General features: G+C 38.9%; 20 protein-coding genes and 3 tRNA genes. 9 read left to right on the top strand and 14 right to left on the bottom strand.

Annotation, left to right across the window (positions count from 1 at the left end; genetic code table 11):
- Window positions 1-29: 29 nt before the first annotated feature.
- Window positions 30-3,125, bottom strand: coding sequence for a multidrug efflux RND transporter permease subunit (locus tag ACH63V_RS10350; protein ID WP_396463444.1), 3,096 nt, complete (start codon window positions 3,123-3,125; stop codon window positions 30-32).
- A 264-nt stretch (window positions 3,126-3,389) separates the two neighbouring features.
- Here ACH63V_RS10350 and ACH63V_RS10345 point away from each other — a divergent pair, with 264 nt between their 5' ends.
- Window positions 3,390-4,529 (top strand): glycerophosphodiester phosphodiesterase, encoded by a 1,140-nt coding sequence (locus ACH63V_RS10345; RefSeq protein WP_396463443.1) that lies wholly within the window; start codon window positions 3,390-3,392, stop codon window positions 4,527-4,529.
- A gap of 43 nt (window positions 4,530-4,572) precedes the next feature.
- On the opposite strand, the gene ACH63V_RS10340 is transcribed toward ACH63V_RS10345, so the two are convergent.
- A complete protein-coding gene (locus ACH63V_RS10340) occupies window positions 4,573-5,535 on the bottom strand; it encodes an MBL fold metallo-hydrolase (protein WP_396463442.1) in 963 nt (320 codons plus the stop codon).
- A 107-nt stretch (window positions 5,536-5,642) separates the two neighbouring features.
- Between ACH63V_RS10340 and ACH63V_RS10335 the strand changes: the two genes are divergently transcribed.
- Window positions 5,643-6,017, top strand: coding sequence for a diacylglycerol kinase (locus ACH63V_RS10335; RefSeq protein ID WP_004699662.1), 375 nt, complete (start codon window positions 5,643-5,645; stop codon window positions 6,015-6,017).
- Between the two features lie 171 nt (window positions 6,018-6,188).
- On the opposite strand, the gene groL is transcribed toward ACH63V_RS10335, so the two are convergent.
- The 4 genes from groL to ACH63V_RS10315 form a co-directional block, all read right to left on the bottom strand.
- Entirely contained in the window at window positions 6,189-7,823 is a 1,635-nt protein-coding gene (gene groL, locus ACH63V_RS10330; RefSeq protein WP_134263511.1) for a chaperonin GroEL, read from the bottom strand.
- A gap of 58 nt (window positions 7,824-7,881) precedes the next feature.
- Window positions 7,882-8,172 carry a co-chaperone GroES gene (gene groES, locus ACH63V_RS10325; RefSeq protein ID WP_000065579.1) on the bottom strand — a complete coding sequence of 97 codons (291 nt, stop codon included), beginning with the start codon at window positions 8,170-8,172 and terminating at the stop codon, window positions 7,882-7,884.
- A 185-nt stretch (window positions 8,173-8,357) separates the two neighbouring features.
- Window positions 8,358-9,116 (bottom strand): metallophosphoesterase family protein, encoded by a 759-nt coding sequence (locus tag ACH63V_RS10320; RefSeq protein ID WP_396463441.1) that lies wholly within the window; start codon window positions 9,114-9,116, stop codon window positions 8,358-8,360.
- Window positions 9,097-10,035: a diacylglycerol/lipid kinase family protein gene (locus ACH63V_RS10315; RefSeq protein WP_396463440.1), complete on the bottom strand. Its 939-nt coding sequence runs from the start codon at window positions 10,033-10,035 to the stop codon at window positions 9,097-9,099. The genes ACH63V_RS10320 and ACH63V_RS10315 overlap by 20 nt, the downstream gene beginning before the upstream one ends.
- A gap of 391 nt (window positions 10,036-10,426) precedes the next feature.
- Here ACH63V_RS10315 and ACH63V_RS10310 point away from each other — a divergent pair, with 391 nt between their 5' ends.
- Complete coding sequence (locus ACH63V_RS10310; RefSeq protein WP_233929914.1) at window positions 10,427-12,259, top strand: phosphoenolpyruvate carboxykinase (GTP); 1,833 nt, start codon at window positions 10,427-10,429, stop codon at window positions 12,257-12,259.
- A gap of 41 nt (window positions 12,260-12,300) precedes the next feature.
- On the opposite strand, the gene glpD is transcribed toward ACH63V_RS10310, so the two are convergent.
- On the bottom strand, window positions 12,301-13,818 hold the full coding sequence (glpD, locus tag ACH63V_RS10305; RefSeq protein WP_396463439.1) for a glycerol-3-phosphate dehydrogenase: 1,518 nt from the start codon (window positions 13,816-13,818) through the stop codon (window positions 12,301-12,303).
- Between the two features lie 153 nt (window positions 13,819-13,971).
- Window positions 13,972-15,480 (bottom strand): glycerol kinase GlpK, encoded by a 1,509-nt coding sequence (glpK, locus tag ACH63V_RS10300; RefSeq protein WP_396463438.1) that lies wholly within the window; start codon window positions 15,478-15,480, stop codon window positions 13,972-13,974.
- A 374-nt stretch (window positions 15,481-15,854) separates the two neighbouring features.
- Between glpK and ACH63V_RS10295 the strand changes: the two genes are divergently transcribed.
- Both ACH63V_RS10295 and ACH63V_RS10290 read left to right on the top strand, forming a co-directional pair.
- A complete protein-coding gene (locus ACH63V_RS10295; RefSeq protein WP_263614444.1) occupies window positions 15,855-17,186 on the top strand; it encodes an MFS transporter in 1,332 nt (443 codons plus the stop codon).
- Between the two features lie 117 nt (window positions 17,187-17,303).
- Window positions 17,304-17,726 carry a hypothetical protein gene (locus ACH63V_RS10290; protein WP_343569027.1) on the top strand — a complete coding sequence of 141 codons (423 nt, stop codon included), beginning with the start codon at window positions 17,304-17,306 and terminating at the stop codon, window positions 17,724-17,726.
- 21 nt (window positions 17,727-17,747) lie between these two features.
- Here the strand turns inward: ACH63V_RS10290 and ACH63V_RS10285 are convergent, their stop codons facing one another.
- A complete protein-coding gene (locus ACH63V_RS10285; RefSeq protein ID WP_212283121.1) occupies window positions 17,748-18,416 on the bottom strand; it encodes a methyltransferase in 669 nt (222 codons plus the stop codon).
- Window positions 18,417-18,654: 238 nt separating this feature from the next.
- Complete coding sequence (gene folD / locus ACH63V_RS10280) at window positions 18,655-19,503, bottom strand: bifunctional methylenetetrahydrofolate dehydrogenase/methenyltetrahydrofolate cyclohydrolase FolD (RefSeq protein WP_001229846.1); 849 nt, start codon at window positions 19,501-19,503, stop codon at window positions 18,655-18,657.
- A gap of 152 nt (window positions 19,504-19,655) precedes the next feature.
- On the opposite strand from folD, the gene ACH63V_RS10275 reads away from it, so the two are divergent.
- Window positions 19,656-19,729 (top strand) — tRNA-Cys (locus ACH63V_RS10275).
- Between the two features lie 11 nt (window positions 19,730-19,740).
- Window positions 19,741-19,826 (top strand) — tRNA-Leu (locus ACH63V_RS10270).
- Between the two features lie 102 nt (window positions 19,827-19,928).
- On the opposite strand, the gene ACH63V_RS10265 is transcribed toward ACH63V_RS10270, so the two are convergent.
- Window positions 19,929-21,692: an alkaline phosphatase D family protein gene (locus ACH63V_RS10265; RefSeq protein ID WP_396463437.1), complete on the bottom strand. Its 1,764-nt coding sequence runs from the start codon at window positions 21,690-21,692 to the stop codon at window positions 19,929-19,931.
- A gap of 196 nt (window positions 21,693-21,888) precedes the next feature.
- Between ACH63V_RS10265 and ACH63V_RS10260 the strand changes: the two genes are divergently transcribed.
- A tRNA-Leu gene (locus ACH63V_RS10260) sits at window positions 21,889-21,974 on the top strand.
- Between the two features lie 76 nt (window positions 21,975-22,050).
- Window positions 22,051-22,392 carry a hypothetical protein gene (locus ACH63V_RS10255; RefSeq protein WP_396463436.1) on the top strand — a complete coding sequence of 114 codons (342 nt, stop codon included), beginning with the start codon at window positions 22,051-22,053 and terminating at the stop codon, window positions 22,390-22,392.
- Here ACH63V_RS10255 and ACH63V_RS10250 read toward each other — a convergent pair whose 3' ends face one another.
- The 3 genes from ACH63V_RS10250 to ftsH all read right to left on the bottom strand — a co-directional run bounded on the left by ACH63V_RS10250 (window position 22,393) and on the right by ftsH (window position 25,722).
- A complete protein-coding gene (locus ACH63V_RS10250; RefSeq protein ID WP_004699637.1) occupies window positions 22,393-22,707 on the bottom strand; it encodes a DUF5713 family protein in 315 nt (104 codons plus the stop codon).
- 134 nt (window positions 22,708-22,841) lie between these two features.
- On the bottom strand, window positions 22,842-23,693 hold the full coding sequence (folP, locus tag ACH63V_RS10245; RefSeq protein ID WP_263614447.1) for a dihydropteroate synthase: 852 nt from the start codon (window positions 23,691-23,693) through the stop codon (window positions 22,842-22,844).
- Window positions 23,694-23,826: 133 nt separating this feature from the next.
- Entirely contained in the window at window positions 23,827-25,722 is a 1,896-nt protein-coding gene (gene ftsH, locus ACH63V_RS10240; RefSeq protein WP_263614916.1) for an ATP-dependent zinc metalloprotease FtsH, read from the bottom strand.
- Window positions 25,723-25,846: the final 124 nt, after the last annotated feature.

Genomic DNA, 25,846 nt, shown 5'->3' with positions numbered 1-25,846 from the left:
TTTAATGCCTGTTTTTAAATTGTTTGCTTTTAACTCGAAGCTTTCGATTTAAACAGTGAGCGTAATAACACATACATAACTGGAATAAAGAATAAAACCAGCACAGTACCAAACATCACACCACCTAAAATACTAATACCAATTTCTTGACGGCTCACCGCACCAGCGCCTTGTGCAAACACAAGTGGAATCACACCAGCGCCGAAGGCTAAAGAAGTCATTAAAATCGGTCTTAAACGTAAACTCGCGCCTTCTAAAGCGGCCTGAATAGCATTCTTTCCTTTCTCTTGGGCTAATGCAGCAAACTCAACAATTAAAATTGCGTTTTTACATGACAATCCAATCGTGGTTAGAAGTGCAATTTGGAAATACACATCATTTGGCAAACCAAAGATATAAGAGAAAATGACACTTCCTCCTACACCTAATGGAATAGAGGTCATCACAGCAGCAGGTATGCTCAAGCTTTCATATAACGCTGCTAAACATAAGAAAATAAAACCTGCCGAAATCAGATATAACCATATCGCCTGATTTGTCGACTTCTGTTCTTCAAAAGATAAGCCTGTCCAAGCCAAACCAATATCTTTTTGCTGGTTTACGAGTTGCTCAACATCTTTCATAGCCTGACCAGAACTGCTATTACTCGCAACATCTGCCTGTAATTGTAAAGCACTATATCCCATATAGCGTTTTACAATTTCCGGAGCACCGCCCCAGCTAAAGTTAGCAAATGAGCTAAAAGGTACCATTTCATTTTGGCTATTACGCACAGACCAATTATATAAATCTTCAGGTTTAGATCTGAACTCGGCATCACCTTGAATCATGACACGTTTAATACGGCCCCGATCAATAAAGTCATTTACGTAAGTTCCGCCCCATGCGCTCGACAACGTATTATTAATTGCCGAGAGTTCCAAACCATTTGCCAAAGCCTGTTTCTGGTCAATCTTGATATTCAGATTCGCTTTACTATTGGTAGACTGCTTATCAAAGTTTTCGAAAGTTGAATAGTTTTTACTTTGAGCCTGTAACTGACGGAACATACCATCTAAGAAGTTTTGCCCTTGACCATTTAAATCTTGAATCCAGAAATCTAAGCCATCGGTCTGACCCAAACCATTTACCGAAGGAGGTAAGGTCACGTTAATTTGAGCATTACTAAAATTTCTGAAATATTTCATTGCGCGCTTTTGTATAGCGTCAGCCGAGTCCTCTTTAGCCGTACGTACATCCCAAGGTTTTAAAGCAATAAAGCCTTGCGCTAAGTTTTGCCCTGTACCGGCATTATTTCGACCATAACGAATTAAAACCAGATCAACATTCTTATCTTCTTTACTGAGAAAATACTGGCGCACTTGCTCACCAATTTTTTTACTCTCAGACATTGGAGCGCTATCTACTAGCTTAATTTGAACACTTAAAATGCCTTGGTCTTCTTTAGGAATAAATCCGCTTTTCAAACCACTATAGAACAGCGAAAAAATAGCAATCAGCGCCACAAAAATTACAATAACCGATTTACTGTAGTGAATACTCGTCTGAACAAGCTTGATATATTTATTTTTAAGTTGATCAATTTTTTGGTTAAACCAAACTGCCCAACGCATAGGTTCAGGGTTCGGTTTTAAAATTAATGCACACAATGCAGGCGTTAAAATAAGTGCAACCGTAAGCGATAATGCCATAGCGGCAACTAAAGTAATGGAAAACTGACGGTAAATCACGCCAATTGAGCCACCTAAAAAAGACATTGGAATAAAAACAGCAGTTAAAACCAATGTAATGCCGACTAAGGCACCACTAATTTCACCCATTGACTCAATTGCAGCTTCTTTAGGGCTTAAGTGCTGTTCATGCATGAGCCGCTCAACGTTTTCGACCACCACAATTGCATCATCGACTAATAAACCAATGGCGAGTACCAGTGCAAATAACGTTAATGTGTTAATACTAAACCCAAGCACATATAAGACAGCAAAAGTTCCTAAAATAACAACTGGAACGGTAATACTCGGAATAAGAGTGGCGCGCCAGCTTTGTAAAAACAGGAACATCACCAAAATTACTAAAATAATAGCTTCTACAAGGGTCTTTACAACTTCCTTAATTGACTCTTGAACAAACGGCGTATTATCTCGCGGATAAACGATTTTATAGCCTGCTGGTAGTTTCGTTGAAAGCTGATCTAAGGTTTGATGAATGAGCTTAGAGGTTTGAATCGCATTCGCACCTGAAGATAAAGAAATACTTACCCCTGCCGCAGGATAACCATTAATCGTATTCAAAAATTGATAGTTTTCTGCCCCTAGCTCTACTCTAGCAATATCTTTTAAATAAACATAACCTGCCGATTTATTCGATTTTACGACAATATTTTTAAAGTCCTCGACTGTTTTGAGTCGAGAACCTGCGGTCACTTTTGTATTTAAATATTGACCGTCAATGACTGGTAAATCGCCAATCGCACCTGCAGCAACTTGGGTGTTTTGGGCAGTGATTGCGCTCGCAACATCACTTGGCATTAAATTATATTGCTTTAACTTCTCTGGATTTAACCAAATACGCATCGCATATTGTGATCCAAATATATCTGTTTCACCCACCCCTTCAATACGGTTTAAGTTATCGACGACATGCGTAGTTAAATAGTCTGACAGCTCAATATTTCCGGTTTTACCAGTTGAGTCATATAAGCCAATCACCATAAAAGTATCGCCTAAAGACTTGGTAACGGTAACACCTTGGCGCTGAACTTCATCGGGTAAACGGCGTATGACACCACTAATGCTATTTTGAACTTGTACCTGAGCAGTATCTGGGTTGGTTCCATTATCGAAACTAATGGTAATTCGGCTACGCCCAGATGAATCACTTGATGAGCTAAAATAGAGTAAATGATCAATCCCTTGTATTTGTTGTTCTAAAATTTGGGTCACACTTTGCTCAACCGTTTGTGCATCTGCCCCGCTATAACTTGCCGATACTGTAATTTTTGGAGGTGCAATATCGGGATACCGTTCTACGGGCAAATGCATCACCGAAAAAATACCAAAAGCCATAACAATGATCGCCAGTACATTGGCAAAAATGGGGCGCTGAATAAAAAATTTAGATAGCATGGCTGCTCGGTATGGTGTCGTTAATTAACAGGAGAAAATGCCGCTTTGAGACCTTGTGATCATCAACGAGCGGTGTAAAAAAGACAAGTGGAATTAAAACAATAAATGTAATTAAGACAAAAACAAAGCGTGTTTCACTATTTCCAACAAAGCAATAAAGAACCAGTTAAATAGTGTCACTTAAAATTCATGAATTCTTCATCATCACGTCAAACTAAATCCCAATACTTGAGTCGTTTCAATTAAAACAATATGAGTAGAATTATGTTTAGAAAAGCACTTTTATGCTTAAGTTTAATTAGCTTGGTCGGTTGTAATGACGATGATAAAACTGAAACAACACCGACCACACCAGAGTATCAACTTCCTAAAATTTTAGTGATTGGACACCGTGGCGCAAGCGCTTTACGTCCTGAACATACTTTGGCTTCATATCAAAAAGCCATTGATGATGGTGCTGACTTTATTGAACCAGATCTAGTGTCAACAAAAGATGGTGTATTGGTTACGCGTCATGAAAACGAAATTGGCGGGACCACCAATATTAGTACCCTTGCCCAATTTGCGGACCGTAAAACCACCAAAAATATTGATGGTGTAAATTTAACGGGTTGGTTTACGGAAGACCTCACCCTAAATGAATTACAACAAGTTAAAGCACGTGAGCGTATTCCTGAGTTTCGACCAGCAAATACAGCTTACAATGACCTCTATTCAATTCCGACACTTGAACAAGTCATTGAACTTGCCGAAGCAAATTATAAAAAAACTGGCAAGATTATTGGCTTATATATCGAAACCAAGCATCCGACTTATTTTAAAAATAAGAATTTGGCTATGGAAGACACACTTCTTAAAACTCTTGCCAAATATCAATATACACGTGATATCGCGCCTATCTATTTACAATCGTTTGAAGTCAGCAATTTAAAATATTTAAAAGATCAACTTGATCTTCATAAGACGCTTAAACATGCACAAATCATTCAGTTATATGATGCAAAAACATCTCGACCAGCCGACTTTGTTGAATCTGGTGTGTCTAAAACATATGGTGATTTAGCCACAGCACAAAGCTTAAAAGATGTTGCTAAATATGCAAATGGCGTAGGTCCAAGCAAAAACTATATTCTCAATTTCAATAATGATGGTTCAGTACAAACCACTTCATTTATTACAGATGCACATGCCGCTGGCTTAAAAGTACATCCTTATACTTTCCGCCCAGAAAATAACTTTTTACCACAGCCTTTAAAATGTAGCGATAAACCTGCTGAACGTTGTCCAACAGGTGCTCTAAAAGAGTTTGAAGCATATTTCAAAGCAGGTGTAGATGGCGTCTTTACCGATGATCCTGCACTTGGCCGTCAAGCTGTGACTAATTTTGAGAAAACAACAAAATAATTAAATACTTAATAAAAAATGGGGCATTGAATGCCCCATTTTTTTACTTCTCAAGACTGTTATTAAAATATAAAGGAATCCACTGATATTGTTCTGTATTCACTTTATACACATGGCCAATTCCAGGGAATGGCAAATGTGGAGCAGCTACCCATTGCTGTTTATTTGAAATTTCAGCAAACATTTTCAAACGAGTGTTAATTGCCTGCTCAGAATTTACATCAAAATCTACACCAGTTTTTGGAGCATCAAACTGTAAAGAATGTGAGTGGACAATGTCCCCTACAAATACAATTTGTTGACCTTTACTCTTTAAGCGGAAACTATGGTGACCCGGTGTATGTCCTTGTGTATTGATCACTTCAAAACCTTGAATGACATCGCCATCTTTAAAGGTTTTAAATGCTTTTTTAGCTTCATACGGCGCAAGTGCAGCTTTTACATTTTTAACAGTGCCTAAATAATTTTCTTTTTGATTTGCTGGTACTGTTTTTTCAGAAGCTGGGTTTAACCAATAATCTGCTTCACGTTCATGCGCATAAATCGTTGCATTAGGAAATACTGCTTTTCCATCTTTAGCAATTCCACAAACATGGTCTGGGTGTAGATGGGTTAACAAAACCGTTTTCACATTCGCAAGTTGATAGCCTGCCAGTTCAAGATTTTTAGCGATTGAGCCAAGTTGTGGACCAAAACAGCTTGAGGCACCGCTATCAACAAGCGTCAAACTTTTGCCGTTATCTACTAAGAATGCATTTACCGAAGTTTGAATCCCCTTCTCATTAACAGCAGCGTACTTGGTTAAAATTTTAGTCTTCTCAGCCTGATTCAAATTTTTGAACAACTTAGGGTCTAAATAAATGGTGCCGTCAAGTAAAGAGGTGATGCGGTAATTACCAAATTGATGCTTATAATATCCCGGTACTTGCTGAGCTGAGGCAGGTTCTGCATAGCTTACATGTAAGCCACCCATGACAAGTCCTAATGCTACAAATAGTTTTTTCATCTCTTCTTCTCTATTAAGTTATAAAGTCAAAATCTTTAAAAAAGATTTAATATTTTTTTTGAGGGCCGCGATATATAATGCATGAAAAGTGTTAAAAATATAAGTGAATGAATAGTTATTCTCCCTACAAAGGCAAAAGCGGACTTAAACGCATCTTGAATGCGACAGGTTATTCAATTTCAGGATTTAAGGCAGCTTATAAAAATGAAGCCGCTTTCCGACAAATTGTTTTAATTAATGTTGTGCTTATCCCTACTAGCTTTTTCCTAGATGTGACTCGTGGCGAACATGCACTTATGGTCGTTGTATGTTTATTTGCAATTATTGTAGAACTATTCAATTCTGCGATTGAAGCAGTAGTTGACCGCGTATCACTTGAAAAACATCAACTCTCTAAAAATGCCAAAGATATGGGAAGTGCTGCACAGTTTGTTGCACTGTCTATTATTGCGGTTACATGGCTTATCATTTTATTAGGCTAAAAAAAACCATGCTTATAAAAGGATAAGCATGGTGTAACAAAAAAGAGGAACTACAGCTACTGTTCCTGACTATAAGTTTAAGAATATCAACTTAACTTTTTCTTAATTTATATAAGAAATAAAAAAAATCCCTGCAAATGCAGGGATTTTTTATTTAGACGTTGATGTTTATTACATCATGCCGCCCATTCCACCCATACCGCCCATGTCTGGAGCAGCTGGTTTGTCTTCAGGAATGTCAGTAATCATACATTCTGTAGTCAACATTAAGCCAGCAACAGAAGCAGCGTGCTCAAGTGCAGAACGAGTTACTTTAGCTGGGTCAAGAATACCCATTTCTAACATATCGCCATATTCACCAGTTGCAGCGTTGTAACCGAAGTTACCTTCACCTTTCTTAACTGCATTGATTACTACAGATGGCTCATCACCAGCATTCGCAACGATTTGACGAAGTGGAGCTTCGATCGCACGACGTAAAATGTTGATACCTGCAGTTTGGTCTTCGTTAGCACCTTTCAAGCCGTCAAGAACGTTTACAGCACGTACAAGCGCAACACCACCACCTGCAACAACACCTTCTTCAACTGCTGCACGAGTTGCGTGAAGAGCGTCGTCTACGCGGTCTTTCTTCTCTTTCATTTCAACTTCAGTTGCTGCACCGATTTTAATTACAGCAACACCGCCTGCCAATTTAGCAACGCGTTCTTGTAATTTTTCACGGTCATATTCTGAAGTAGATTCTTCGATTTGAGCACGGATTTGTTGAACACGCTCAGCGATAGCAGCAGCATCACCAGCACCGTCAACAATAACTGTGTTTTCTTTAGAAACAGTGATTTTGTGCGCTGTACCTAAATCTTGAAGAGTCGCTTGTTCTAAAGACATACCAACTTCTTCAGAAATTACAGTTGCGCCAGTCAAGATTGCGATGTCTTGAAGCATAGCTTTACGACGGTCACCGAAACCAGGAGCTTTAACAGCACACACTTTGATGATACCGCGCATGTTGTTTACAACAAGAGTTGCAAGCGCTTCACCTTCAACATCTTCAGCGATGATAAGAAGTGGTTTACCAGTTTTAGCAACTGCTTCTAAAACAGAAATCAATTCACGAATGTTGCTGATTTTTTTGTCAACAAGAAGGATGAATGGGTTTTCAAGTTCAGCAGTCAAAGTATCTTGCTTGTTAGCAAAGTACGGAGAGATATAACCACGGTCAAACTGCATACCTTCTACAACGTCTAATGCGTCTTCGAAGCCAGAACCTTCTTCTACAGTGATTACGCCTTCTTTACCTACTTTTTCCATTGCTTGAGCAATAAGTTTACCAACAGTAGTATCAGAGTTAGCAGAGATAGAACCAACTTGTTCAATTGCTTTGAAGTCATCAGCTGGTTTAGCAATAGAACGGATATTTTCAACTACAGTTTTTACTGCAATGTCGATACCGCGTTTTAAATCCATTGGATTCATACCAGCAGTTACTGATTTGATACCTTCGTTTAAAATTGCTTGAGCAAGTACAGTCGCAGTTGTTGTACCGTCACCAGCGATGTCGTTAGTTTTGCTTGAAACTTCACGAACAAGTTGAGCACCCATGTTTTCAAACTTGTCTTTTAATGAAATTTCTTTAGCAACAGTTACACCGTCTTTAGTGATGTGCGGCGCACCGAAAGAACGGTCGATCACAACGTTACGGCCTTTAGGACCCAAAGTCACTTTAACCGCATCTGCAAGTACGTTTACACCTGCAATCATTTTTGAGCGAGCTGAATCACCAAATTTTACGTCTTTAGCTGACATATTAAACTCCGAATCTTTTTAAATACTGAATCTGATAATGAATTGAGTTATGGATCGATTAGCCTTCTAATACAGCTAAGATGTCTGACTCTTTCATGATTAAGAGTTCTTCACCGTTTACTTTAACTGTTGTACCTGCATAAGTACCAAATAACACCTTGTCACCAACTTTAACATCCAAAGCACGTACGCCGTTATCAGTGATTTGACCATTACCTACTGCAATTACTTCACCTTGAGATGGTTTTTCAGCAGCAGAACCTGGCAATAAAATACCGCCAGCAGTTTTGGTTTCTTCTTCTACACGACGAATCACAACGCGATCATGTAATGGACGAATGTTGCTCATAATTAACTCCATCAGACTTAGTCTTTTTGATTAATCGTTATTGCCTTAATCCAGAGCAATAACAAAATATTTAGATGTCACTTTTGTGGGGATGAAAAAAATGGCTTCAAGGGGAAATAAGAAAAATTTTCTTCTTTTTTGAATATTTTTTAAACAATCAAATATTTAATCTCATCTAAACCAAATCAATCTGAAGTGAATTCAGCCAACTGTTCATTGAACCAGTAATGCTGAATCTTTCCTGTATTTGAAACTGTATTAAAGCTATTCGGATTGTGATGATATAAACGAGTAGAAGTTGCTGTACCCGCATGAATATCATATATAGGATGGTCTATTTCCAGATGGTAAATCTGAGTTAAATCATATATAGCCGTTTTATGAAGATGACCATGCAGCATTCCAAATAATCCGGTTGTACTCCACTTTTCTAAAGCAATTTTTCCCAAAACGGGACAATCCTTTATGCCATGCTTATTATCGGGTGGTGTATAAAAAGGTTGATGAAAAACCACCAGCTTTATTTTATCTTTTGGGGCTTTTTCTAAACGCTCATAAGTATCTTGAATTTGTTCAATCGAAATATGCCCACGTGTGTGATAACGACGACGTATGCTGTTTACCCCAACAATATAGAAATGTTCGGTTTCTAAAGTCGGCTCTAGTTCACCAAAGAAATATCGATATCGGGTAAATGGAGAAAAAAAACGGTTCCAGACATGATACAAAGGAATATCATGATTTCCAGGCACCACAAGATAAGGAATATTGAGGCTATCTAAAAACTGCCGACATTTAAAAAATTGTTCATATTTAGCACGCTGAGTAACATCGCCACTCACGACAATCACTTCAGGCGTTTGCTGAATACAAAAATGTCTTATTGCCTCTAAACACTCTTTTTTTTCTGTCCCAAAGTGTAAATCAGACAGATGTAATAACATTCGGCACCATAATATTTAAAGCATTTTTTTGTACAGTGAAATTTAGAGGTGGTTTCATCTCTATGATTTCACCATCTAAAGCAACTGTGAGTTTCGATTTCTTTGCACATTCCACCACAACATGATCTGCACAAAAACTATATACGTCTTCTGCATCTTCAACTTTACCTTGAACCCATTGCCAAAGCATATGCAGCAAACTCAGCTTATCACTTTTTGTAATTACAACTCCAGCCACTCTTCCCTGCGCCGCACACTCTGCAATCCTGAGTTTCATATCACACAACTGTAGTTGGTTATTTCCAAAGAAAATTAGAGGTGCTTTAACGGGATATTTTTTTCCATCTACTGTTATAGATAGCTTCATTGACTTATTTTCTCTTAATAAAACATCTAAAGCTGAGGTATAAGCATGTAAAGGAAGTCTTCCTAAATATTTATTGTAGAGTTCGCGCTTTTTAATAAAGAGTGGGTATAAACCTAAACTGGCATTATTCAAATAAATATGATCATTGATGGCAGCTATATGAACCGATCGAGGTGTACCCGTAGCAATAACTTCGGCAGCGTCCAAAAGATCTAGCGGAATATCTAAAACTTTAGCCACATAATTAAAAGTACCTAAAGGCAAAATTCCCATTGGAATAGAGGTATTTCTAAGTTTAGATGCAACAGCATTTAAAGTGCCATCTCCCCCTGCTGCAACAACTACCCCTATATTTTCGTTTTGTGAATGTCGATGAATCACTTTATTCATCAGATCATCAAACAATGTATTTTCATTTAATTCAAAAACTTGTATCTCAAAACCATGTTCAGTGAGTACAGTCATCAATTGCTCATAAACATCTTCATGTTTTGAAGCATGAAATCCTGATTTTTCGTTATAGATGATCGAAAGAGGTTTCAAAGGCCGCATTTTATTATCGTAAAGTGGGATGTTTATTCTATTTTGTACACAAAATCACCTATTAAAAGTCTCTTTATGTAAATTTTGAATGATCTTCATTTGTTTAATCAATAATAATTCTCAAGAAAAATTTAAGAGTTAATTTATTGATTTAAAACAAAATAATTTAAGTAAATAACACACATACAACATAAAAATATAAAAGTAAAAACCTTATGAAAAACTATAAATAAATGATTTTCATCAAAAAATGATCGGAATTCCAAATATCTAATTGTTAGTCTTTAGTCTTATTTTTTTTATGATTTTATGCTTTAATACAGCCACTTTTTTATTTGATCTTTCATTGTACCCCAATGAATAGACTTGTACGTTGTACATATTTTGAATAGGCCTCACCATGACCACAGTGAACGCACCAGAATTCGTTCGTCATCCTAAGCTTATAGCATGGGTTGAAGAAATTGCAAACTTAACCAAACCAGCAAAAATCGAATGGTGTGACGGAAGCGAAGAAGAGTATCAACGTCTAATCGACTTGATGATCGCTAACGGCACCATGCAGAAATTAAACCAAGAAAAACATCCTGGTTCTTATCTTGCAAATTCTGACCCATCTGACGTTGCGCGTGTTGAAGATCGTACTTACATCTGCTCTCAAAATAAAGAAGATGCTGGTGCGACAAACAACTGGGAAGATCCAGCTGTTATGCGTGAAAAATTAAATGGTTTATTTGAAGGTTCAATGGAAGGCCGTACGATGTACGTTGTTCCTTTCTCTATGGGTCCTTTAGGTAGCCATATTGCTCATATCGGTATCGAGTTAACTGACTCTCCTTATGTTGCTGTTAGCATGCGCAAAATGGCACGTATGGGTAAAGCAGTTTATGACGTATTAGGTACAGACGGCGAATTCGTTCCTTGTGTACACACAGTAGGTGCACCACTTGCTGAAGGTCAAAAAGACGTTGCATGGCCATGTAACCCAGAGAAATATATCGTTCATTACCCAGAGACTCGTGAAATCTGGTCTTTCGGTTCTGGGTACGGCGGTAACGCATTACTTGGTAAAAAATGTTTAGCTCTTCGTATCGCTTCTGTCATGGGACGCGAACAAGGTTGGTTAGCTGAACACATGCTTATTCTTGGTGTAACTAACCCTCAAGGTGAAAAACACTACATCGCTGCTGCTTTCCCATCTGCTTGTGGTAAAACAAACTTTGCGATGTTAATTCCACCAGCAGGTTATGAAGGTTGGAAAATCGAAACTGTAGGTGACGATATTGCTTGGATCAAACCAGGTGAAGACGGTCGCTTATATGCAATTAACCCTGAAGCTGGTTTCTTCGGTGTAGCGCCTGGTACAAATACCAAGACTAACCCGAACTGTATGGCAACTCTTCATAAAGATGTTATCTACACAAACGTAGCAGTAACCGAAGATGGCCAAGTATGGTGGGAAGGTCTTTCTAAAGAAGTTCCAACAAACTTAACGAACTGGAAAGGTCAACCTCACGTAAACGGCGAAAAAGCAGCACATCCAAATGCGCGTTTCACTGTTGCAGCAGGTCAATGTCCATCTATCGATGCTGATTGGGAAAACCCAGCAGGTGTTCCAATTTCTGCATTCATCTTCGGTGGTCGCCGTGCAGATACAGTTCCTTTAGTTTCTGAAGCTTTTGACTGGGTTGACGGTGTATATAAAGCTGCAACTATGGGTTCTGAAACTACTGCTGCTGCTGTTGGTCAACAAGGTATTGTTCGTCGTGACCCATTCGCGATGCTTCCATTTGCTGGCTACAACATGGCTGACTACTTTGACCACTGGTTAAGCCTTGGTGCAAAAGTAAGCGAGAAAGCTGAAGCTTCTGGCAACAAATTACCGAAAATCTTCAACGTAAACTGGTTCCGTCGTGATGCTGAAGGCAACTTCGTATGGCCTGGTTTCGGCCAAAACATGCGTGTTCTTGAGTGGATCATTGACCGTTGTGAAGGTCGTGCAAACGCTGTTGAAACACCAATCGGTTTTGTTCCAACATATGAAGACTTGAACTGGAAAGGCACTGAGTTCAGTAAAGAACAATTTGACCTTATCACTACTCAAGATAAAGACCAGTGGGTTACTGAAATTGAAAGCCACACTGAGTTATTCAATAAACTTGGTGAGCGCTTACCAAAAGCATTAAAAGAACGTCAAGCAGCATTACTTGAAGCTGTAAAAACTGGCTTCTAATTGCTCAATATAAAAAAGGCCGCTTTATGCGGCCTTTTTTATTATGCGGCATCATCTTTTAGTCGACGTTCAGACAAATAAGCTTCTAACACTTTTACCTGTTTCTCATTAAACGCTAAACCTAGTTTAGATCTTCGCCAGAGTATATCTTCTGCAGTATTTGCCCACTCATATTCACATAAATACTTAACTTCACATTCAAATAAATCGTGACCAAAATTTTGCCCCAATTGTTCCATAGCATTTCGTTCATGGAGCATGTTCCAAACTCTTGTGCCATATGCATGAGCCCAACGCTTGGCAAGGGATTCTGAAACTCCACTTACATGTAATTGAATCTGGTTGATTAAATCATCTAGTGTGGTCCAGTTCTCAGCACCTGGTAATGGCTTATTGGCAGTCCACTCCTCTGCCATTTCACTAAAGAACGGAGACAGATGTTCTAAAGCAGCCTCAGCCAGTTTTCGATAGGTCGTAATCTTGCCACCAAATACTGATAACAATGGTGCGTCAGTACTTTCTGCCTGTAGTGCCAAAGTATAGTCACGGGTAATTGCCGAAGGGTTATCAGACTCATCATCACATAAAGCACGTACACCTGAGTACTGGCTTACAATATCTGCTCGCGTTAACTGCTTTTTAAAATGTGAATTTGTGACTGTCAAAAGGTAATCTATTTCTACATCGGTAATCTCTACCTTTTGTGGATCACCTGTGTATTCCTGATCTGTTGTACCAATTAGGGTATATTTTTCTAAATATGGTATTACAAACACGATACGTCGGTCTTCATTTTGCATAATAAAAGCTTTATGACAGTCATATAGCCTTGGTACAACAATATGACTTCCTTGGATCAATCGGACTTGATAAGGCGATCTTAAATTTAAGTTTTCTCTAATAATTTCTTCAACCCAAGGACCAGCTGCATTTACTAAAGCTCTTGCACGTATCTGATAAACATCAGCTCCACTTTGTAGTTCCAAGTGCCACAGTTCTTGTTCTTGATAAGCCTTCACACATCGTGTTCGTGTCACGACTTTGGCACCCTGTTCTTTAGCTTGGAGCGCATTTAACACAACAAGACGTGCGTCATCTACAGTACAGTCAGAATATTCAAAGCCACGCGTTATAGCTGGTTTTAAGGGGCTATCTTCTTTGAAATAAATAAGATTTGAACCTAATAATTTTTCTCGTTTTCCCAAATGATCATAAAAAAATAGGCCCGCTCGAATTAACCACGCAGGACGTAAATGTGGCCGATGAGGCATAATAAAACGCATTGGTGCAATAATATGTGGCGCTTTCGCCAACAACACTTCTCGCTCTGCTAATGCTTCTCTGACCAGTCTAAATTCTTTATGTTCTAAATAGCGTAGACCGCCATGAATTAATTTACTGCTAGCAGATGAGGTGTGGCTGGCTAAATCATCCTTTTCACATAAAAATACCGATAATCCACGGCCTACTGCATCATTAGCAATACCGACGCCATTAATACCGCCACCAATTACGGCAATATCATATACTTTTGAATAATCATTAGATTGTATTGTCATTTCTCATATTCTTTTTATTGTTGATCTTATAAAAATTAAAACATCAAATTGATGAAACAACAATCTAAAAAGTAGAATAATCAAATTTGAATTGGCAAGCATTTAGCCATTAATTAATTACTCTACTTTTAATTTAACTCGTTAAAGAATAAATCAATCCTCTGCCCAGCTTTGACTGCGTTTTACTGCTTTTAACCAGCCTTTATAAATCAGATCAGATTGTTCAGCAGACATTTTTGGCTCAAATACCTTTTCTATGGCAGATTTATTCCTTAACTCATGAAGATCTTGCCAGAAACCCGTTGCCAACCCTGCAAGGAAAGCTGCACCCAAAGCGGTAGTTTCTTTCATTATTGGGCGTTCGACTGGTGTCGCTAAAATATCGGACTGAAATTGCATCAAGAAATTATTTTCCGTTACTCCACCATCAACACGGAGCGTACGAAGCTCTTCTTCTGCATCTTGCTGCATAGCATCAAGTACATCTTTTGTCTGGTAAGCAATAGACTCTAAAGTTGCACGAATAATATGTTCAATACTGGCTCCACGTGTCAGCCCCAAAATTGCCCCTCGAGCTGTCGGGTCCCAATACGGTGCACCTAATCCAGTAAAAGCAGGAACCACATATACACCATTACTGTCTTTTACACGTGTTGCATAAAGCTCTGAGTCTTTAGCGTTCTTAATGACCTTTAACTCATCACGTAGCCACTGTACACAAGAACCACCGTTAAATACGGCACCCTCTAAGGCATAGTTCACCTCACCGCTCGCACCACATGCAATAGTTGTGAGTAATCCATGCTCTGAACGGACAATCTTTTTACCCGTATTCATTAAAAGAAAACAACCAGTACCGTAAGTATTTTTAGCCTGTCCTGATTCAACACACATTTGACCAAAAAGTGCAGCCTGTTGATCGCCCGCGATTCCCGCAATAGGAATACCTACTTCTTGCCCACTAATAGTATGCGTATATCCATAAACCTCAGATGAACTACGCACTTCAGGTAACATTGCTCTAGGAATATCTAAGGCCTGCAAAAGTTTTTCATCCCACTCAAGCTTTTCGATATCAAACAGCATGGTTCGTGAAGCATTGGTAAAATCAGTGACGTGAACAGCGCCATTGGTTAGTTTCCAAATGAGCCACGTGTCCACCGTACCAAACAACAACTCTCCTCGCTCAGCACGCTCACGGCTTCCCTCAACATGGTCTAAAATCCATTTAATTTTTGTGGCCGAAAAATAAGGATCAATGACTAAACCCGTTGTTTTACGTATATATTCTTGCCAACCTGCTTTGTGCAATTGATTACATATCTCAGTCGTCTGTCGGCTCTGCCAAACAATCGCATTGTAAATCGGCTTACCTGTTTTTTTATCCCAAACAACTGTGGTTTCGCGCTGGTTTGTAATTCCAATTGCCGCAACTTGTTCGCTCTTAATGCCAGCTTGAGCCAATGCCTCTACCCATACCGCACTTTGTGTTGCCCAAATTTCCATAGGGTCATGCTCAACCCAACCCGGCTGAGGATATATTTGGGTAAATTCTTTTTGAGCAATACTGACAACGTTCGCATCATGGTCTAAAACAATTGCTCTTGAGCTTGTTGTTCCCTGATCAAAAGCAACAATATATTTTTTCGGGCAATTTGACATCTGAATGTCCCTTTCATTATCCACACACATCTAGTCCACAATGCTAAGACATCATGCCTAACTGTATTTATTTAAAATTTTCTTTGGAATATATCATTATTTTTAAGAGATATAGGTTTTCTTCGTCCAAACATTACTCATTCTTTATCAGTTTTTACTACTTGGAAAAAAATAATAGGCCAAAGATCCGAATAAGATCATCAAAATGAACTGATCGGCTAATTTGAAATCACATAAATATTCAACTTATTCCTTTGCTTAAATAATAAACATTGTTTTACAGACATAAAAAAAATAAAGTGAAATACTCCTCTAGATAATATGTAAAAACGGAATAAATCTTCTCTTTTTTTAGCATTCAACCCAAGCGAAACATGGAGCGACTCATGGTTGATCAACCTTCTACCGCAACAACTCCACATTCTAATTTAGATACAAAAACTCGTCTAAAATCAATTTTGGGCGGTTCTGCTGGTAACCTTGTCGAATGGTACGACTGGTATGTATATGCCGCATTTACGCTCTATTTTGCTCATGCCTTTTTCCCAAAAGGAAGTCAAACTGCTCAACTTCTTCAAGCAGCTGCAATTTTCGCAGTAGGTTTCCTTATGCGTCCCATCGGCGCATGGATTATGGGGATTTATTCAGACCGTAAAGGACGTAAGGCGGGTCTTACACTTTCCGTTACTTTAATGTGTGTTGGCTCTCTTCTCATTGCAGTTACACCATCTTATGAAAGCATTGGTGTATTTGCCCCATTACTACTGGTTGTTGCACGTTTAATTCAAGGCTTAAGCGTAGGCGGTGAATATGGTGCAAGCGCTACTTATTTAAGTGAGATGGCAGAAAAAGACCGACGTGGTTTCTTCTCAAGCTTTCAATATGTCACTTTAATTGCCGGACAGCTCACTGCCTTGTGTGTACTTCTCATTTTACAAATGGTACTTACAGAGCAGCAATTACACGACTGGGGATGGCGTGTACCATTTTTCATCGGGGCTCTTTTAGCCATTGTAGTGTTCCGTATTCGCCGTGGTTTAATGGAAACCCAATCTTTTAAAAATGCACAAGCAGAAACAGACCAGCCAAAATCAGGCATGTTTGCGTTATTTAAACATTACCCAAAAGAAGCATTCACCGTATTATTTTTAACTGCTGGTGGTACTTTAGCTTTCTATACTTACACCACCTATTTACAGAAATATTTAGTGAATACTTCTGGTTTTACCAAGCCTGAAGCGACTCAAATTACCACTTTAGCCCTATTCATCTTTATGTGTTTACAGCCGCTGGCAGGTGCATTATCAGATCGAATTGGCCGTAAACCGCTTATGATTGCATTCGGGGTAACAGGTGTTTTATTCACCTACATTTTATTTGATGCACTTGCAAACACGCATAACTACTGGACAGCATTCTGGTTATGTTTAGGTGGACTGGTCATGGTAACCGGCTATACCTCAATTAACGCTGTTGTAAAAGCTGAACTTTTCCCTGCACATATTCGAGCTTTGGGTGTGGCTTTACCTTATGCAATTGCCAATACTTTATTTGGCGGTACAGCCGAGTTTTTCGCGTTAAGTTTCAAAGAAGCTGGTCATGAATCATGGTTCTTTATTTATGTCAGTATTATGATTTTCATTTCATTACTGATCTATATATTTATGAAAGACACCAAGCACCATTCAAAAATTAAAGAGCATTAATATTTTACAATTAGAGCCAATATCGTCATTCAATATTGGCTCTAAGCAAGCGAATTAAGCACCAACAACACTTCTATTTTATGAGATACTTCATATAAGAAAATAAGGACGATACTGATGAATAAAAGTATTTTATGTTTGGCATTAAGTAGTATGTTTATTTTAACTGCTTGCCAGACTACACCTCGCCAATATAATGGTTCAACTGGCTATCAGATTGAAAACCAAACTAAAACTTCAGCGACTTTAGCTTATACTTTAGCTGGTCGTAGTAACCAGCAACTTGATGAGCGTAAATTACAACGTGCTTGTCAGAATGTGTTAGGTGCTCAGAAAGTTTATAAATTATCAATTTTAAGTATCAACGAAATTCCAAACCCAGCTAAAGATGAGCAGTATGGAATTCAACTCGGTGAAACTCGTGCTTCTTTCGGTTTATCAAACACACCTAGTTTAAATAATGGTGAAGACTATGCGACTCGCCAAGCACTTGAAGCTCGCCCAAGCACATTAAAAGTGGTTCGTTATACTTGTTCATAACATAAAAAAGACGCTGTTCTTTTACAGCGTCTTATAAAAACTTACGTTTCTAAATTCTCTTGCTTCATCCAGATCTGGCCACGTAGTAGCACTTCTTTCTTCAATTTTTTCATATTTTGGATGACTAAAATTTTTAACTCGGCTATCTGCTACCCAAACTTCTGGTGCAAATTTTAAAAATTCGTCTAAGAAAAAGCGATTACATTGGTCATATAACACATCGGCAGCAAGTAAAACATCGACTTGTTCAGCCTTATATAAATCATCTAAATATTCGAGTTCTACATCATTAAGTAAAGCATTTTCACGGCAAGCATTTAAGCTAACCTGATCAATATCACAGCAGATTACGCGTTTTGCTCCTGCCATTTTTGCAGCAATTGCCACTACACCAGAACCAGCTCCGAAATCTAACACCACTTTATCTTTAACATGGTGCGGCTCTGCAAGTATCCACTGAGCCATCGCCAAGCCTGATGCCCAACAGAAAATCCAATACGGCGTGTCATTCCAGATACGGCGAATAACTTCGTCATCCAATCGATCAGTTGGAAAAACAGGTGGAATCAACCATAAAGAAATTGGAGTTTCTGGCAACTGTTGTGCCATTAATTCACAATGAGGAATGACTTCATGTAAGGCTTGAAGTAAATGTTCAGGGGCTTTGGACAGTTGAAAGGTGCAGCTCATAAATAAGCTCAACAATTTATAATTACTATTTGATCATCTGCATCGCGAGCAAGACTAAAACAGTAGCTTAAAGCATGATAGTGACTAGTTACTAAAAATATGTTAGTTCAATTCCACTGTATTAATTGCTGCAACGGTTTGGTCTTGTGTAGCTTCGCTACTCATCCCGAAAGAAAAGTAGCATACGAAGTCCTAACATTTGCATTAAATGCTAGGACGCCGCCGTGAATAAATTAAATTAACCTAAAGCTTTTTCAGCAGCTTCTACAGTTTGACGAATCAAAGTTGTGATTGTCATTGGACCAACACCACCTGGTACTGGCGTATAAGCAGAAGCAATTTCTTCAATACCCTGTAATTGAATATCGCCAACACCGCCGCCATCACGTGGATGGAAACCAGCGTCTACAACAACTGCACCTTGTTTAATCCAATCTTTTTGAATAAGTTCAGCTTTACCTACAGCACCAACAATAATGTCAGCTTGTTTCACAAGCTCAGGTAAGTTTTGTGTACGTGAATGACAAATCGTTACCGTTGCGTTTGCTTGCAACAACATCATTGCCATTGGTTTACCTAAAATTGCTGAACGGCCAACTACAACTGCGTGTTTGCCAGCAATTTCGATATTGTTTTCTTTAAGAATCGTCATAATGCCAGCAGGAGTCGCTGAACCATATGCAGCTTCACCCATTGCCATACGGCCAAAACCAAGGCAAGTTACGCCATCAACATCTTTTGCTAATGAGATCGCATCAAAACACGCACGCTCATCAATTTGTGCAGGAACTGGATGTTGTAAAAGAATACCGTGAACATCTGGATTGGCATTAAGCTTTTCGATTTCAGCTAATAATTGTTCTGTTGTCGTTTCTTGTGGTAATTCGATTTTTAATGAATCCATACCTACACGGCGGCAGGCATTACCTTTCATACGTACATAAGTTGCAGATGCACCATCATCTCCAACTAAAATAGTCGCCAAAATCGGGGTACGACCTGTTTTTGCTTTTAAAGCTTCAACACGTACCAACAAATTTTCTTCAATTTGCTTTGCTAATGCACGACCGTCTAAAACCAATGCCACAGCACATCTCCAAGGTAGACATGAATTTAATGTGCTAATAATACATGATAATTTCGACAATTTTATTCTAGATGCTGTTTTTATGTGCATCTTCGCTCAAAACAGTATTGTTTTTTCTGTAAAGGTTGCTAATATGTGCATCACCAAATGTAGGCGGGGTGGCAGAGTGGTCATGCAGCGGACTGCAACTCCGTGGACGCCGGTTCGATTCCGACCTCCGCCTCCAAATTTGGTAAAGCCCGGGTGGTGAAATAGGTAGACACAGGGGATTTAAAATCCCCCGCCCTCAAAGCGTGCCGGTTCGAGTCCGGCCCCGGGCACCATCATTCAAGTACTGAATATGGTGTCATAAAGAATCCAGCGTAAGCTGGTTTTTTTATGCCTAAAAAAAGGGCTACCATGTAACCCTCTATTCTTCTAAAATTTTAAGCCGTCTTTTGACCTTGTTTTAACGGCATCAAATTCAGATCCAATACAATATCATTTTGTCTACTTGAATCGATTTGATACTCAGCATTTTTAATAGAATCTAAAAATATCCATTCCGAGTGAACTTGTGCCTGATCCAAAGTAACCAGCAAGTATCCTCGTTGGTTTAAATTACAATAGGCCAATTCATCAATTAATGTAGTAAATGCAAATTCAAACTGCTGTAACTGTGCCAAAGGAATACTTAAATATTTTTCTAAACCAGGAGACGATACTGAGCTCGTCGCTAGTTCAACTCCAACATATTTTCCTTTTTGACTATACAAGTAAGATGCCCATGCATTATGCGTATCTCCTGCTAGTACAATCATCTTTTTATTAAACTCTGCCAATTTGTCATACACAAACTCTCTCTCAGCATAGTAACCATCCCAAGCATCTAGATTGTAAGGTGCCACCGTCATAATCCTTGCTTTTTCTTGAACTGTTAATGTCGGATCATTTTGTTGTAAACGAAGTTTTAAAGTGACCAACTCGGTAATTTGTGCGTTCATCTTAGCAAGTGCTTCAGATGAAGTTCCTCCTGAAGTAATTTGCCCTAAAGATGCCAGTAACTCAGCTGGAATCCACATTTTACTCATTAAGACTTGTTGCCCTACTACATTCCATGTTGCTGTAGATTGCTTTAATTTATCGACCAACCAATCTCTTTGCGTATATCCCATTAAAGTACGCGCCGGATTTGTTAAATCTGCTTGAAATTTTGCAATATCCAAGCCCGAGGCTGTTATGTAGTCTTTATATTCAAGCTGCTTATCACGCGCGATAATACGCGTATCTAGCATGGTTAATTGAACAAGTGAGCCAAAGTTAAACTGGCGATAAATATTTAAATGGTCCGTACTAGAAACTGGACGAATCGGCATCCATTCAAAATAAGCTTGCAGAGCAGCTAATTTACGATCTGAGAAAGGCCCTTCGTTACTTTGATGGTTTTCTGCACCATCACGCCACGCATCGTTCGCCAACTCATGATCATCCCAAATTACAATGAAAGGATGGCGCTGATGAGCTGCCTGTAAATCTTTATCCTGACGATAAAGTGCATAGCGTTTGCGATAATCATCTAATTTAATAATTTCTTTATTATTGTCAGCAGGTAACGTACGACCTAGTTTTGCAGCATCCTCTGTCGCATAGCCATCTGAACCATATTCATAAATATAATCACCCAAATGAATAATGACATCGACGTTTTGTTTTGCCATTTCACGATAAACATAAAAGTAACCCGCAGGATAGTTCGAGCAAGAACATACTGCAAAGCTTACTTTATTGGTCGATGTTGGTAATGTTTTCGTCTGTCCCACTGGTGAGACCTTACTACCAAACTTAAAACGGTAGTAGTACACTGTATCTGCTTGCAAACCAGTTGCATCAACTTTCACTGTAAAGTCATCAGTCTTGCTTGTTTCAACCATTCCCGTCTTTAAATTTTGTTTAAACTGATTATCGGTTGAAATTTCCCACACAACTTTTAAGCGTACTCCTAAGTCTGTAGGTGTTACACGTGTCCATAAGATGACTTTATCCTGCAAGGGGTCTCCACTTGCGATACCATGAAGAAAATCTGCTTGTATTTGCGGACTTTCATCATCGGAACCGTCGTTGCAACCGGTAAAAGCAACAGGCATAGATAAAGCCCCAAAACCGAGTAGACTTTTTTGAATTAATTCTCGGCGTGAAATTTTCTCTGACATAAAATTCTCTAAGTTTTAAGCAATGAGTGCTTTAAACTTAAGTACATAAGATGAACAGCTGATCTCAGTTTGATGAACAAATCATGACAAAAATTGATTAATTTATATAAATACAAACAAGAACTGATTGAAAATAAAGCAAACTCTCTGATTTTCTCTTGCCAATCGTGCACTTGTCCTCTATTATTGCGCTCATGCCCGGGTGGTGAAATAGGTAGACACAGGGGATTTAAAATCCCCCGCCCTCAAAGCGTGCCGGTTCGAGTCCGGCCCCGGGCACCATTTTCAACTATTGAATTTGGTGCTACAAAGAATCCAGCGTAAGCTGGTTTTTTTATGCCTGTTAAAAATGACACTTATGATAAGAATACTAATATTTATAAACACATTACTCTTTATATCCATTGCAAATGCTGGAGATATTTTTAACGGCACAGTCTTGTTCAAAAATAATCAGTGGCATTTTATACGCTGTTCTATTACCCAAGATGATTATTTAATTGAAACATCTCAAGATGTAATCACCCACTTAAAAGCGTTACAGCAACAAGAAAAAAACTATTGGATAAACGTAGTAGCAGATGTAAATAAACAGCGGAATGGGAATTTAATTTTAGAAGTTGAGAAAGTAATTGAAGTTCATCTCGGAACATCATGTCATTTATTAGATGCGATCAAAAATTTTGAGAATCGAGAGTAATTACCACTCTCGATTCATAACCAGCTCTTCCATTTCAAGATCTAAAAATCCTGCATCCTGTACCACCATCATCATTGCCTCAGCAATATAATCAGCAGCACTATCATCAAGCGATGAATCTAGATCTTCAAACTGCGGTTTCATTTCATTAATTTCATTTACAGTCTGATGAGCATATCGATAAACATCTTGATCAGCTAAAGCAGGTTTTTGAACTTTCTTGGCAAATTGTTCAATTAACTGCTTAAGTTCAGCGACCAAAATATCTGGATAATATTCATCATCAAACATCGGGAGAAGTAGGTCTTCGAACATACAAAAGATTACACAACAGCAAAAACTTGCCGCTTATAACATATTTTCACAAAAATCACGAGATTTTTACCCGACTCACTCTTCCACTTTATTTAAATAGACAATGATCTAGTCTACTTTTCCAAGATTACATTTCAAGCTTGTTGCATAGCCTGCCAAACTAAAACAGCCTCATGCATCGCTTTCACATCATGTGCTCTTACAATCGACGCTCCTTGCTGAATACTTAACAAATGCCCAGTAACGCTTCCTACAGCACGCTGATCAGCCGCAGCTCCTTTTAAAGCCTCCCCGATAAACCGTTTACGAGAAAGACCAGATAAAATTGGATAGCCCAATTCATTAAGTTTCCAAAATTCTTTTAATAGTTTTAAATTTTGCTGAGCATTTTTTGCAAAACCAAATCCAGGGTCAACAATAATATTATGCTTTTTTACCCCGGCAGCCAAAGCCTCATCAATGCGTTGTTGCAGCTCTTGCATCACATCAAGTGTTACATCAGTGTACTGATCCAACTGATTCATTGTAGTTGGTTCACCACGCATATGCATAATCACTACAGGAATATCTAACTCTACAGCAGTTTCTAAAGCATTCGGACGTGTTAAGGCACGAACATCATTCCAAATATGCGCCCCTGCTGCTTTTGCTGCACGAATAACTTCTGGCTGGCTCGTGTCGATCGATAAAATAATATTATGGTGCGACAAAGCTTCAACTACTGGCACCACACGGCGCACTTCTTCTTCTACTGCAACTTCTGAAGCACCAGGTCGGGTAGACTCACCCCCAATATCAATAATAGTAGCGCCTTGTTCAATCATATTAAGCGCGTAGCCAACCGCTTGGTCTAATTGGTTATGCTTACCACCATCACTAAAAGAATCCGGGGTAACATTTAAAATGCCCATAACATGTGGCTGAGATAAATCTAATTGAAGCTGTCCACACTGTAAAATCTGCTTGGGTAAAGATATTAACTGCATAAAAAGCTCCGGTTAAAAAACAGCGACTATTTTAGCAAGACTATACGTACATGCTGTTGATTTCTTTTCAGCTTTACCCAGTTTTAATACAAATAAAAAAAGCCACATGACTGTGGCTTTTTCATTATTGAACTTAATTCATCGCTGGTAATGGCGGGGGAGTAGATGGACCATCTTTCGGTGGCTCAAATGCCGATACCGGATTTTCAGCAATATAAACTTTAGGTGGTTGAGGCTCGCGTCCTTCCATGATGTCACGGATTTGCTCACGATCAATAGTTTCCCATTCCATCAACGCTTTAACCATTGCATGTGCGATATCTTTATTATTTTCCAAGATATCACGAGCAACTTTATATTGTTCATCTAAAATACGGCGTACTTCCTGATCAACCTGTTGTTGAGTTGCTTCAGAAATTGTACGGCTACCTACGTTACCGAAGAATCCATTTTGATTTTCATCTTCGTAAACCATAACACCCATTTTGTCAGACATCCCGTACTTCGTTACCATCGCACGTGCCATTTTCGTAGCACGCTCAAAGTCATTTGAAGCACCAGTCGATTGCTGTTGAATAAAGACTTCTTCAGCAATACGGCCACCAAACAAAATTGCAATTTCATTTAACATTTTGTCTTTATAGTGACTAATCTGATCTTGTTCAGGTAGCTGCCAAGTTACACCTAAAGCCCAACCACGCGGCATAATTGTTACCTTATGCACAGGGTCAGTACCCGGTAAAATCTCAGCAACAATTGCGTGCCCAGCTTCATGGTAAGCAGTTGCACGACGTTCTTCTTCGCGTAAAACCATTGATTTACGTTCTGGACCCATATAGATCTTATCTTTCGCATCTTCAAAGTCATGCATATCGACAGTGTTCTTATTACGGCGAGCAGCAAACAAAGCAGCTTCATTTACAAGGTTCGCCAACTGAGCACCAGAGAAACCAGGTGTACCACGAGATAAAACTTTAACGTCTACGCCAGTGACTGAAGGTAACTTTTTCAAATGTACATTCAGGATTTGTTCACGGCCACGGATGTCAGGTAAACCGACCATAACTTGACGGTCAAAACGGCCTGGACGTAATAACGCTTTATCTAATACGTCAACACGGTTTGTCGCAGCAATAACGATTACGCCTTCATTACCTTCAAAACCATCCATCTCTACAAGCATTTGGTTTAAAGTTTGCTCACGTTCATCGTGTCCACCACCTGTACCCGAACCACGGTGACGACCTACTGCATCAATCTCATCGATAAAGATGATACATGGTGCATGACGTTTTGCTTGTTCAAACATATCACGGACACGGGACGCACCCACACCCACGAACATCTCAACAAAGTCAGAACCAGAAATGCTGAAGAATGGAACTTTTGCTTCACCAGCAATTGCTTTAGCTAATAACGTTTTACCAGTACCTGGAGGACCAACCATAAGTACGCCACGTGGAATCGTAGCGCCCAAGCGTTTGAATTTTGCAGGATCTTTTAAGAAATCTACAATTTCCACAACTTCTTGTTTCGCTTCATCACAACCGGCAACGTCAGCAAAAGTCACTTTGATTTGGTCTTCGGAAAGCATTTTTGCTTTCGATTTACCAAAACTCATCGGACCATTTTTACCGCCTGCACCACCACCCATGTTACGCATAAAGAACATGAATAACAGAATGATTAACAGTACAGGGAAACTAGCAATGAGAAGTTGCATCAAAATGCCTTGACGTTGTGGTGCTGTGCCCTCTACAACAACATTTTGCTTGTTTAAGCTTGGCATAAGTTCAGTGTCTTCAACTTGCGGACGAACAGTTTCAAACTGAGATCCGTTAGTTTTTTCACCACTAATATTTAAACCGTCAATCGTGACTTGCTTAATTTGGCCAGCATTCACCGCTGCAACAAAATCTGAATATTTCATTGCAGTAGGCTTATTGCGGTCACTGATATTACTGAAAATTAAAATCAGAACACCCAGTATTATTAGCCACAATACGGCATTCTTGAAGTAATCGCTCAAAGCTTTATTCCCATATCGATCTAATTTGATCATGCCCAATCTTGGCCGATCGTCTTAAAAACAGCAATTGTCTTGCTTGCGGATAACCTAAAAGATACAAAATGCACAATTTTTAGGAGCTTGG

Source organism: Acinetobacter sp. ABJ-A23_2 (assembly GCF_044538765.1).
GTDB lineage: Bacteria > Pseudomonadota > Gammaproteobacteria > Pseudomonadales > Moraxellaceae > Acinetobacter > Acinetobacter nosocomialis_A.
The sequence above is the reverse complement of the archived record's forward strand: the minus strand, read 5'-3'. Positions and strand labels throughout refer to the sequence as shown.

What these genes read in the sequence shown, in the direction of transcription:
- ACH63V_RS10350 (WP_396463444.1), bottom strand. Translation starts at nt 3,125, where the DNA reads ATGCTATCTAAATTTTTTATTCAGCGCCCCATTTTTGCCAATGTACTG.
- ACH63V_RS10345 (WP_396463443.1), top strand. Translation starts at nt 3,390, where the DNA reads ATGTTTAGAAAAGCACTTTTATGCTTAAGTTTAATTAGCTTGGTCGGT.
- ACH63V_RS10340 (WP_396463442.1), bottom strand. Translation starts at nt 5,535, where the DNA reads ATGAAAAAACTATTTGTAGCATTAGGACTTGTCATGGGTGGCTTACAT.
- ACH63V_RS10335 (WP_004699662.1), top strand. Translation starts at nt 5,643, where the DNA reads ATGAATAGTTATTCTCCCTACAAAGGCAAAAGCGGACTTAAACGCATC.
- groL (WP_134263511.1), bottom strand. Translation starts at nt 7,823, where the DNA reads ATGTCAGCTAAAGACGTAAAATTTGGTGATTCAGCTCGCTCAAAAATG.
- groES (WP_000065579.1), bottom strand. Translation starts at nt 8,172, where the DNA reads ATGAGCAACATTCGTCCATTACATGATCGCGTTGTGATTCGTCGTGTA.
- ACH63V_RS10320 (WP_396463441.1), bottom strand. Translation starts at nt 9,116, where the DNA reads ATGTTATTACATCTGTCTGATTTACACTTTGGGACAGAAAAAAAAGAG.
- ACH63V_RS10315 (WP_396463440.1), bottom strand. Translation starts at nt 10,035, where the DNA reads ATGCGGCCTTTGAAACCTCTTTCGATCATCTATAACGAAAAATCAGGA.
- ACH63V_RS10310 (WP_233929914.1), top strand. Translation starts at nt 10,427, where the DNA reads ATGACCACAGTGAACGCACCAGAATTCGTTCGTCATCCTAAGCTTATA.
- glpD (WP_396463439.1), bottom strand. Translation starts at nt 13,818, where the DNA reads ATGACAATACAATCTAATGATTATTCAAAAGTATATGATATTGCCGTA.
- glpK (WP_396463438.1), bottom strand. Translation starts at nt 15,480, where the DNA reads ATGTCAAATTGCCCGAAAAAATATATTGTTGCTTTTGATCAGGGAACA.
- ACH63V_RS10295 (WP_263614444.1), top strand. Translation starts at nt 15,855, where the DNA reads ATGGAGCGACTCATGGTTGATCAACCTTCTACCGCAACAACTCCACAT.
- ACH63V_RS10290 (WP_343569027.1), top strand. Translation starts at nt 17,304, where the DNA reads ATGAATAAAAGTATTTTATGTTTGGCATTAAGTAGTATGTTTATTTTA.
- ACH63V_RS10285 (WP_212283121.1), bottom strand. Translation starts at nt 18,416, where the DNA reads ATGAGCTGCACCTTTCAACTGTCCAAAGCCCCTGAACATTTACTTCAA.
- ACH63V_RS10265 (WP_396463437.1), bottom strand. Translation starts at nt 21,692, where the DNA reads ATGTCAGAGAAAATTTCACGCCGAGAATTAATTCAAAAAAGTCTACTC.
- ACH63V_RS10255 (WP_396463436.1), top strand. Translation starts at nt 22,051, where the DNA reads ATGATAAGAATACTAATATTTATAAACACATTACTCTTTATATCCATT.
- ACH63V_RS10250 (WP_004699637.1), bottom strand. Translation starts at nt 22,707, where the DNA reads ATGTTCGAAGACCTACTTCTCCCGATGTTTGATGATGAATATTATCCA.
- folP (WP_263614447.1), bottom strand. Translation starts at nt 23,693, where the DNA reads ATGCAGTTAATATCTTTACCCAAGCAGATTTTACAGTGTGGACAGCTT.